Origin of the sequence: Corallococcus terminator (genome assembly GCF_003611635.1) — a bacterium.
In the GTDB taxonomy this organism is placed as follows: Bacteria; Myxococcota; Myxococcia; order Myxococcales; family Myxococcaceae; genus Corallococcus; species Corallococcus terminator.
This window is the reverse complement of the sequence record NZ_RAVZ01000105.1, coordinates 20,727-28,163: the sequence shown is the minus strand read 5'-3', so window position 1 is coordinate 28,163 and position 7,437 is coordinate 20,727. Positions and strand designations below refer to the sequence as shown.

General features: G+C 70.4%; 9 protein-coding genes. 3 read left to right on the top strand and 6 right to left on the bottom strand.

Annotated elements, in window-relative coordinates; all coding sequences use genetic code 11:
• The first annotated feature begins 15 nt into the window (after positions 1 to 15).
• The 3 genes from lpxB (at position 16) to D7V88_RS16925 (ending at position 2,595) form a co-directional block, all read left to right on the top strand.
• The gene (gene lpxB / locus D7V88_RS16935) at positions 16 to 1,185 is read left to right on the top strand and encodes a lipid-A-disaccharide synthase (RefSeq protein WP_120541679.1); all 1,170 of its coding nucleotides are present in this window, start codon (positions 16 to 18) and stop codon (positions 1,183 to 1,185) included.
• 62 nt (positions 1,186 to 1,247) lie between these two features.
• Positions 1,248 to 1,955, top strand: a complete 708-nt coding sequence (locus D7V88_RS16930; protein ID WP_120541678.1) for a polyprenol monophosphomannose synthase — start codon at positions 1,248 to 1,250, stop codon at positions 1,953 to 1,955.
• A gap of 4 nt (positions 1,956 to 1,959) precedes the next feature.
• Complete coding sequence (locus D7V88_RS16925) at positions 1,960 to 2,595, top strand: MarC family protein (protein ID WP_120532524.1); 636 nt, start codon at positions 1,960 to 1,962, stop codon at positions 2,593 to 2,595.
• On the opposite strand, the gene D7V88_RS16920 is transcribed toward D7V88_RS16925, so the two are convergent.
• From D7V88_RS16920 to lpxD, 6 genes are all read right to left on the bottom strand, one after another.
• Entirely contained in the window at positions 2,588 to 3,061 is a 474-nt protein-coding gene (locus tag D7V88_RS16920; RefSeq protein WP_120541677.1) for a hypothetical protein, read from the bottom strand. The genes D7V88_RS16925 and D7V88_RS16920 overlap by 8 nt on opposite strands.
• Positions 3,062 to 3,069: 8 nt before the next feature.
• Positions 3,070 to 4,107, bottom strand: coding sequence for an OmpA family protein (locus D7V88_RS16915; protein WP_120541676.1), 1,038 nt, complete (start codon positions 4,105 to 4,107; stop codon positions 3,070 to 3,072).
• A gap of 139 nt (positions 4,108 to 4,246) precedes the next feature.
• On the bottom strand, positions 4,247 to 5,050 hold the full coding sequence (locus tag D7V88_RS16910; RefSeq protein WP_120541675.1) for an LpxI family protein: 804 nt from the start codon (positions 5,048 to 5,050) through the stop codon (positions 4,247 to 4,249).
• Positions 5,051 to 5,087: 37 nt separating this feature from the next.
• Positions 5,088 to 5,864 (bottom strand): acyl-ACP--UDP-N-acetylglucosamine O-acyltransferase, encoded by a 777-nt coding sequence (gene lpxA, locus D7V88_RS16905; protein WP_120541674.1) that lies wholly within the window; start codon positions 5,862 to 5,864, stop codon positions 5,088 to 5,090.
• A gap of 29 nt (positions 5,865 to 5,893) precedes the next feature.
• Positions 5,894 to 6,361, bottom strand: coding sequence for a 3-hydroxyacyl-ACP dehydratase FabZ (gene fabZ / locus D7V88_RS16900; protein ID WP_120541681.1), 468 nt, complete (start codon positions 6,359 to 6,361; stop codon positions 5,894 to 5,896).
• Positions 6,361 to 7,425, bottom strand: a complete 1,065-nt coding sequence (gene lpxD, locus D7V88_RS16895; protein ID WP_120541673.1) for a UDP-3-O-(3-hydroxymyristoyl)glucosamine N-acyltransferase — start codon at positions 7,423 to 7,425, stop codon at positions 6,361 to 6,363. Before lpxD ends, fabZ begins: the two co-directional genes overlap by 1 nt.
• Between the last annotated feature and the right edge of the window lie 12 nt (positions 7,426 to 7,437).

Below are 7,437 nucleotides of genomic sequence, written 5' to 3'. Positions count from 1 at the left end.
GGCCTCTTGCCGCCCATGACGCAGCCGCCCTCCCCCCGCATCCTCGTCGTGGCCGGTGAGGCCTCCGGCGACACCCACGCCGCGGAGCTCGTCGCCGCCCTCCAGGCCCTGCGCCCGGACCTCACCTTCTTCGGCATGGGTGGCGCCCGACTGGCCGCACGGGGGGTGGAGCTCATCCACGACGCCCGGGAGGTGTCCGTCATGGGCATCACCGAGGTGCTGCCCCGCATCCCCCGCATCCTGCGGATCATGAAGGACCTGGCCCAGGCCGCCGCCGAGCGCCGCCCCGTCTGCGCCATCCTGGTGGACATCCCAGACTTCAACCTGCGCCTGGCCAAGAAGCTCAAGGCCCTGGGCATCCCGGTGGCCTACTACGTCTCCCCGATGATCTGGGCCTGGCGCCGGGGCCGCGTGCGCACCATCCAGCGCCTGGTGGACCGGATGCTCTGCATCCTGCCCTTCGAGGAGGACTTCTACCGGGAGGCCGGCGTCAGCGCCCGCTACGTGGGCAGCCCCGTCCTGGAGCAGATGCCTGCCGCCGCCACCGCCCGGGAGTTCCGGCAGCGGCTGGGCCTGGCGTTGGACGCCCCCACGCTCGCGCTGCTTCCGGGCAGCCGGATGAGTGAGATCCGCCGCATCCTGCCCACCCTCGTCGCCGCGGCGAAGCTGCTTTCGGCGGAGCGACCCGGACTCCAGGTGGTGGTGCCGGTGGCGCCCACCATCGCGAAGGAGGAGATCACCTCCCGCTTCGAGGGCAGCGGCGTGACGCCCGTGCTGGTGGACGGCCGGGCCCCGGAGGTGGTGGGGGCCAGTGACGCCGCGGTGGTGGCGTCCGGCACGGCGGTGCTGGAGGCGGGGCTGATGGAGCGGCCCCTGGTGGTCGTCTACCGCGTGTCGCTGGTGACGTACCTCGTGGGCCGGATGATGCTGAAGGTGGCCTTCGTGTCGCTCATCAACCTGCTGGCGGGCCGGCGCGTCGTCCCGGAGCTGCTCCAGGGGGACATGACCCCGGAGAGGATTTCCGAGGAGGTCCGGCGCGTCTGGCTGCCCGGCGCCCCCCGCGACGCGATGGTCCAGGGGCTGGCCGAGGTGCGCGGGCGCCTGGGAGAAGTGGGGGCGGCCCACCGGGCGGCCCAGACGGTCCTGGAGCTGCTGCCCCCGGGCTCCGCCGCCGGGAACGGGTAAGGGACGATACCCTCGCCGCTTCTGCTGTTCCGGCGCCGGGTTTGGGGTATGTCCGCCGGGCCATGAAGAACCGTGCGCTGGTCTGCATCCCCACCTACAACGAGCGGGAAAACATCGGGCCCATCACCCAGGCGGTGCTGGCGGCCGATCCCCGCGTGGACATCCTCGTCGTCGACGACAACTCGCCCGACGGGACGGGGCAGATCGCCGACGAGCTGGCCGCGAAGGACCCGCGCGTGCGCGTGCTCCACCGCGAGAAGAAGGAGGGCCTGGGCCGTGCGTACCTGGCCGCCTTCCGGTGGGCGCTCGCCGAGGGCTACACGTACATCCTGGAGATGGACGCGGACTTCAGCCACGACCCGTCCTACCTGCCCCTCTTCCTGGACACCGCCGAGGGCGGCGCGGACCTGGTGCTGGGCTCGCGCTACGTGCAGGGCGGCGGCACGGTGAACTGGGGCGTGGGCCGGAAGATCATCAGCCGGGGCGGTTCGCTGTACGCGCGCAGCATCCTGGGCGTGGACGTGCGCGACCTCACCGGCGGCTTCAAGTGCTTCCACCGCCGCGTGCTGGAGACGCTCAACCTGGACGAGGTGCGCAGCACCGGGTACGCGTTCCAGATTGAGCTGACCTACCGCACCCTGCGCAAGGGCTTCACCGTGCGCGAGGTACCCATCGTGTTCGAGGACCGCCGCGTGGGGCACTCGAAGATGAACAAGAAGATCTTCGCGGAAGCGCTGGGCATGGTGTGGAAGCTGCGCTTCACCGTCTGACGCCATGACGACGTCCAGCATGGTGTCCACGTTCCTCGTGTCGCTGTCCGCCATCTTCTTCGTGGTGGACCCCATTGGCGTCGTGCCGCTGTTCCTGGCGATGACGGCCGGAGACACGAAGCAGCAGATCCGCAGCACCGCCCTGCGCGCCTGTCTGGTGGCGTGCGGCCTGATGCTGTTCTTCGCCCTCTTCGGCCGCGTCATCTTCCAGGTGTTCGCGGTGTCGCTGGGCGCCTTCCGCGTCGCGGGCGGCATCCTGCTGCTGATCACCTCGCTGGACATGCTGCGCGCCCGGCCGTCTTCCACACGCACCAGCCCCACCGAGGAGGAGGAGGGCGCGGTGAAGGAGGACGTGGCCATCGTCCCGCTGGCGATTCCCCTGCTCGCGGGACCGGGCGCCATCGCCACCGCCATGGTGCTGATGGCGCGCAGCGGGACCTCCTTCGTGTCCGCGCTGCCGGTGGTGGCCGCCGTGGTGCTCACCTTCGGGGCGAGCTACTTCATCCTCCGCGCGTCCAGCCTGGTGCAGCGGGTGCTGCGTCAGTCCGGCGTGGCCATCCTGGAGCGCGTGTCAGGGCTCATCCTCGCCGCCATCGCCGTGCAGTTCATCGCCGACGGGGCGAAGGACCTCCTCAAATAACGTCCGCGCCCGCCACCCACACCGTGCCGTCCTTGCGCACGGTGCCCTGGGGACGGCCGTCCATGGTGAGGTGCTCCGGGCTGGAGCGCTGCGCGTCGTACGCGTAGCCGCCCTGCACCTCCTGCAGGTACACCACCACCGCGTCCACCACGTTCTCCTGCACGACCTTGAACGAGTCGTCCGCGCACTGCGCGTCCCCGGTGAAGAAGCGCTCCAGCGTGGCCTCCTCCGGACGGCGCACGTAGACGACGACGGGAGCCTTCGCCTCCTTGCCCTCCGCGACGAACTTCTGGACGGCCTGGGCCGGTGCGGGCTGCCGCATCAGCGCCTGGAGGAGCGTGCACTTGTCACCCTCCGCCTCCACGCGCTTCGCGTACGGCACGGTGCTCGCGCAGCCCACCGCGCCCACGAGCCCCAGGCCTGCCACCGCGAGCAGGGAACGGATGCCGCGAGGGAAACCCACCATGTGACACCTCATGGCTTGCGCCAGCGAGGGGTGAAGGGAGCGTTCGCCAACGCCGGATCCTCCACCGCGATGATGTACTCGGCGCGACGGTTGCCCGCCTCCGCCGTCTCGTCCGGCGTGGACACCGCCGGGGCCTGCTCTCCGAAGCCTTCGTAGAACACCGGCACCTTCAGACCGCGCTGCCGGAACCAGGCGGCGATGCTCTTCGCCCGCTTGAGTGACAGCTCCCGGTTGGCGTCCGTCGCGCCCACCGTGTCGGTGTGCCCGAGCACGTACAGACGCAGCGACGCCCAGCGGCCGTACTTATTCAACGCTTCGGAGACGGCTTTGTAGGACGACTCCAGCTTGCCCTTCTCCGCTGGGGGGATGTCCGAGCGGCCCGAGGCAAAGCCCACTTCCTCGTGTGGCACATCCACCTGCCAGGGGAAGAGGTCCACGCCCGTGTAGTAGTTGGAGGTGTCGAAGGCGCGCAGGCTGATGCGCATCACCTTGCCCTCCGCCGGCAGCCACTTCACCTCCAGCGGCGTGCCCGCGGGCGCTCCCTTGAAGTCCACGTCGCCCGCGAAGGCGTTCTTGCCGGTGTCCATCAACACCGTGACTTCTGTCTTCGCCGCGGGCCGGGACAGCGTGAAGCGCACCTTGCGCGCGGCCACGTCCACGTCCTCGCGGCGAATCTCCAGCTTCAGCGGGCCGTACAGCTCCGTGTCGAAGGACAGCGGCATGGTGCCGGGCTCCGCGCCTTGCGGGAACTGCACCGTGAGCTCACCCTCGTAGTGGAACTTCCCTTCCGGCTGCTCCAGTGCCAGTCGCCGGGTGACGCCCGGCTTGCCACCGCCCTTGAGCTCCACCGCCTTGCCGTCGCTGCGCTTGAGCTTCACCTCGAAGCCGGTGATGGGCTCCTCGATGTGCACGAGCAACGTGGGGACGCCCTCGCTCAGGGACGCGCGGCCCTCCAGGGACACCCGGATGGCGTCCGCGAACGCGGGCAACGGCAGGCCGACCAGCGCCGACAACAGGGCCACGGAAGGTAGGAGTCGAACGGACATGGGCGGCGTCGGCCTCGGCGTCGCGGGGGGAGGTGGGAAGCCAACTCCAGCCCGGGGGGACGGATTCCCGAACGCTAGGCCCAACGCCCCCACCCGAACCACCGCAATGCGTGAACACCCTGCCGTGGAGACGGAGGACCTACTTCACGCCCACCAGGGAGATGCCCCGCGCGGTGGCCCCCGCGAAGAGCGCGGGTGCGTCCAACAGCACCGTCCGCCCTACCTCCAGCGCCAGCACCCGGGCCCCGACTTCGTCCATGACCTCCAGGGTGCGAGGGCCCACGGCGGGCAAGTCGAAGCGCAGGTCCTGCTCCGGCTTGCAGCGCTTCACCACCACGGCGCCCGCGCCTCCCAGCTTCGCGCCCCGGCGGATGGTCTCGTCGGTGCCCTCCACGGCCTCCAGCGCGAGCACGTGGCCGTCGCGAACCACCACCGTCTGGCCCACGTCCGCCTGCCCCAGCAGCACCGCCACCTCGCGGCCCAGGGCCACGTCCTTCTCCTGGGCGGGCTTGAGCGCGGGGCCGGCCAGCAGGCCCTCCGGGCACAGCACTTCGCCCAGGAAGTCCGTGGGCGCGATGATGGTGATGCCGCGCGCCTCGAAGTCCGCGGCCACCGCACGCAGGAGCGCGTCGTCCCGGAAGCTGCGCAGGCGCGAGATGATGCGCACCGCGCCCAGGTCCGGCCGGGCTTCCTTGAGGGCCTTCACGCGGCCGATGCCGCCCGCCATGGCCGCCTGCGTGACGCCTGCCTGACGGAAGACCTTCTGGATGCGGTCCACCTGGCCGACCCGCACCCAGGAGAAGTGGCCCACCTCCGCTTCGAGCGCCGGGTCCGTCTCTCCCCGGTGCGCGGCCACCACCACGTCCAGGCCGCGCGCACGGGCCGCGCGCGCGAAGAGGAAGGGAAGCTGGCCGTTGCCCGCGATGAGCCCGATGCGCTCCACCCGTTCCCCCTTGTTCCGTCCCGAGAAGGGCGTGCGCCTAGCGCGTCACGCCGCGCTTGCTCTGCTCCACGAACTTCACCAGGTGATCCACTTCCGGATGGCCGGACAGTTCGCCGCGCAGCTGCGTGAGCGCGTCCTGGAGCCCCAGCTTGGAGCGGAAGAGGATGCGGTAGGCCTCCTTCACACGGCCAATCTGCTCCTCGGTGAAGCCGCCGCGCTCCAGGCCCACGGTGTTCAGGCCCACGAGCGTGGCCCGGTCGCCCTGCACCGTGCAGTACGGGGGCACGTCCATGGTGACCATGGAGCCGCCGGAGATGAACGCGTAGCGGCCCAGCCGGGTGAACTGGTGCACCGCGACGAGGCCGGAGATCTTCACCGAGTCCTCCACCACCACGTGGCCCGCGAGCGCGGCGCCGTTGGCGAGGAGGACCTCGTTGCCCACTTCGCAGTCGTGCGCGATGTGGCTGTTGGCGAGCAGCAGGTTTCGGTGGCCCAGGCGCGTGGCCCCGCCTCCGCTGACCGTGCCCAGGTTGACCGTGACGAACTCACGGATCTGGTTGTCGTCGCCGATGATGAGCTCGGTGTCCTCGCCCGCGTACTTCAAGTCCTGGGGCGCCGCGCCCACCGAACAGAACTGGAAGAGGTGGTTGCGCTCACCGAGCGTCGTGCGCCCCTCGATGACGACATGCGGCCCGATGCGCGAGCCCGCGCCGATGACGACGTGCTCACCAATGACCGAGAACGGCCCCACGACGACGGTGTCGTGGAGGCGGGCCCCCGGATGGACGACCGCGGTGGGATGAACCTGCGCCATGTGCTTCTCTCCTCAGCAGCGCGTCGCGCCTACGACGCCGCGCTCTCGTCGCCCTTGGCGGCCTTGTTCTTGTCCACCACCGTGGCGAGGAACTCCCCTTCCGCCACCTTCACACCATCCACCGTCGCCAGGCCCTTGGTCTTCCAGATGGCGCCCTTGTGACGGATGACCTCGATGTCCAACTGGAGCCGGTCGCCGGGCACCACCGGCTTGCGGAAGCGCGCGTTGTCCACGCCCATCAGGTACGTCACCAGCCGCGAGGGATCCATCGCTTCCGTCTTGTACGCAAGGATGGCCGTGGCCTGGGCGAGCGCTTCGAGAATCAGCACGCCCGGCATGACGGGGTGGCCCGGGAAGTGGCCGTTGAAGAAGGGCTCGTTGATGGTGACGTTCTTGTACGCCGTGAGCTTCTGGCCCGGCACGATCTCCACCACCCGGTCCACCAGGAGGAACGGATAGCGGTGCGGCAGCAGGCTCTGGATCTCGCTGATGTCCATCATCCGCCCTTCTCCTTCTCCAGCGTCTCCACCCTGCGGCGCAGGGCGCGCACTTCCTTGAGCAGATCCGCCATCTGCCCCGACGCGGCACTGGCGCGCAGCCAGTCGCGGTGGGGGATGGCGGGACTGCCGCTGACAATCTGCCCGTCCGCGACGTCATGGGCGACGCCGGACTGCGCGCCCACCTTGGCCAGGTCTCCCACGCGGATGTGGCCCACCACGCCCACCTGCCCCGCGAGCACCACGCCGGTGCCCACCTCCGCCGAACCCGACACGCCCGCCTGCGCGCAGATGAGCGACAGCGGACCCACGCGCACGTTGTGGGCGATCTGCACGAGATTGTCGAGCTTCGTCCCCCGCCCCACCACCGTTTCGCCCACCGTCGCGCGATCGATGCAGGTGCAGGCCCCCACTTCGACGTCGTCCTCGATGCGGACGATGCCCACCTGGGGAATCTTGAAGTGCTCCGGCCCGTCCTCGCCTTCCGCGTTGAACGCGAAGCCGAAACCATCCGCGCCCACCACCGACGAGGCGTGGAGGATGACGCGCGAGCCCACCACGCAGCGCTCGCGCACCGTGGCGTGGGGGTAGAGCACGCAGTCGTCGCCCACGCGCGCGTCCTCGCCCACGTAGGCGCCAGGGTGCAGCACCGAGCGGGCCCCGACATGGGCGCCCTTCTCCACCACCGCGCCAGCGCGCACCGTCGCCTCCGGGTGGATGACGGCGGATGGATGGACGTGGGCGGACGGGTGGATGCCCGCTTCCGGTCGGGTGGCCGGGTGGAACAGGGCCAGGAGCTTCGCGTAGGCCAGATGCGGGTTGTGCACCCGCACCAGCGCCACGCCGTCGCGGGCCTGGGTGTCCATCCCCACCAGCACCGCCGAGGCGCGGGTCGCCTCGAACTGCTTGCGGTAGCGGGGGTTGCCGTAGAACGACACGTCCCCGGAGGCTGCTTCCTCCAGCCCGTTCAGGCCGTGGACGAGCAGTCCGGGGTCGCCGAGGAGTTCACCGCGCACGTGGGCGGCGATGTCCCCCAGCCGGTGCGCGGAAGGTGCGGAGGGCACGGGGGCGGTTCC